The sequence below is a fragment of the Streptomyces sp. NPDC050743 genome (assembly GCF_044456925.1).
In the GTDB taxonomy this organism is placed as follows: Bacteria; Actinomycetota; Actinomycetes; order Streptomycetales; family Streptomycetaceae; genus Streptomyces.
In genome coordinates this window covers 1-2238 of sequence record NZ_JBITGJ010000287.1, presented here as the reverse complement: position 1 = coordinate 2238, position 2238 = coordinate 1, and the positions used below count along the sequence as shown (strand labels likewise).

The window sequence follows — 2238 nt, the reverse complement described above, 5'->3', positions numbered from 1 at the left end:
TCTCGCCTCGGCGAGACTGCGGCAGTGGATGACCGCGTCGTCGGCATACCGTTCGAAGCGGACGTCCGGAAAGGCCCGGTGCAACCACATGTCGAGTAGGGTCGGGGACTGGCGCGGTGGATGAATCTCCGTTTCCAGTCCCCGCCGCTTCAAACCGGACATGCGGTTCTCCCGCATCCGGCTTTCCGACATCGTTCACCGCTGGGCATGCGCCATTGCCCCGTGCCACTTTCCGGACAGGCGGAAGACCCCGAGCCGACTGATCCACCCGTAGTTGTAGCGGGAGGCCCAGTTCCGGCCTGAGAGGCCATGTTTGTTGCTGGTGAAAATCGCCAGCCGCTCGTGAACGTACTGGTCCACCGCTACGAACTTCCGCGCAGAATTTCCCTTACGGAAGTACCCGGCCCATCCCCGGAGCACAGGGTTGAGCTCGGCCACAACGGCAGCCACCGGCCGCTCGGTCCGAGAACGCGAGGTAGCCGTGCGGACCTTGTCCCGCAGTACCTTCAACGCCCGTTGCGAGGGCCACCGGTACAGGTAGAACCTGCCCCGCCACTTCCACGACTCCACTTTCCGGTGGTGGAAGCCGAGAAACTCGAAGCCCTGCCCACCTCGGGTGAGGCAGGTGATGCCGGACTTCTCGGGGTGCAGCCGCATCCCGAGCTGTCCCAGCACTCTCGCCGCCAACTGCTGGGCATGCTCAGCCCGTTGTCTGGTCGGCGACAGGACCACGAAGTCATCGCAATACCTCACCAGCACTCCCAGCCGGCGGCCCTCGCCTTGCCACGCCTCATCGAGGACGTGCAGAGCGACATTCGCCAGCAGCGGGGAAATCGGTGAGCCCTGCGGGGTTCCAGCCCCGGTCGGGGAGGTCACCCCGCCCTCCAGCACTCCCATCCGCAGCCACGACCGGATCAGCTTCAGCATCGACCGGTCCACCACGCGCCTCGCCAGCTGAGCGACGAGCGCATCGTGCCCGATCGTCCCAAAACAGTCCCGGATATCGGCCTCGAACACCCATTCCCGACCTTTGTTCGCCGCAACGCGCACCGCATCGCACGCGTCGATCGCGGACCGTTTCGGCCGGAATCCATAGCTCGCCTCGGTGAACCCGGCCTCGAAGACCGGTTCGAGAACCATCTTCGCGGCCGTCATCACCACCCGGTCCGCCACGGTGGGAATCGACAGCGGCCTGAACTCCCCCGGCCGCCCCGGCTTGGGAATCTGGACCCGCCGCAGCACCGACGGGCGATACGTATACGTCCGCAGTCGCTCCGCCAGGTCCTGGAGGAATACATCCACCCCCGAGGCCGCCACCGCGTCGACGGTCACGCCGTCCACGCCAGGGGCTCCCCGGTTCGTGCACACGACCGACCATGCCCGCCACAAGACGTCCATGCGGTGGACGTGGCCATACAGGGCATGGAACCGCCGTTCGGGTTCTTGCTTGGCACAGCGGTAAAGCGTCCACTGCAAGGCTCGGACCTTGTCCAGAGGACGGCCGTCCAGTCGTGCGACGCCTTCCTCCCGACGGATGGAACTAGCCGAAACGGCACTCATCCGGGCCCCTCCCTGTTCGCGAATCGCATCGATGAAGCAGGGGCCCTTCGCTCCCGGCGGGTTATGTTGTCCCGCCGATCAGCACTACTACGGCCCCCTCCGACTGCCTCTCGACAGCCCGCCATTTCCCGGTTCCTCCGGTTATAAGCGGGCCACGCTCCCGGGCCGCATGCCCGGGGCCGAGTAGGCCCTCTCCAGTTCCCAGGACAACCTTCCGACCGTTCCACGCCCCTTACGCCGGGAGGTTCTTCGGCATCCGCTCCAGGTTCCCGGACGCCTTCCATGGCCTTCGCCCTACGCATACGGGCTCGGCACCCCCTTGGCCCACCCTCTCGGGCGGGGTCTACATGACGACGCTGCAGGCTTCACTTGATGTTGCGGACCGGCCGGTCGCACGCCCCCGAAGGACGCTTGTCACTCCACTTCGACGCCGCCCTCTCGAACGACACCGGGAGTCAGCTACCGGGGACCCTGGCGTCTCCCCGGACCGGACTTGCACCGGCTGGCTGCCCTGAGCTTGTCGTTCGGTTACATCCCCTCCACCTCTTTCAAGCTGGGACGACGCCCGAACTCCTGGACGTACACGCGTAGTGCATGAACAGGTTGGCCAGGACGGGAGATACCGCTGATCCCTGCGGGGTACCTTTGGCGCGCTCGATCAGCGTGCCGTCCGCATGT

1 protein-coding gene is annotated in these 2238 nt (G+C 66.0%); it reads right to left on the bottom strand.

Annotated elements, in window-relative coordinates; genetic code table 11:
• Positions 1-195: 195 nt before the first annotated feature.
• Entirely contained in the window at positions 196-1398 is a 1203-nt protein-coding gene (ltrA, locus tag ACIBJF_RS53035; protein ID WP_399185056.1) for a group II intron reverse transcriptase/maturase, read from the bottom strand.
• Positions 1399-2238 lie beyond the last annotated feature (840 nt).

Coding starts and splice junctions, on each gene's coding strand:
- ltrA (WP_399185056.1), bottom strand. CDS start 1,398: ATGGACGTCTTGTGGCGGGCATGGTCGGTCGTGTGCACGAACCGGGGA.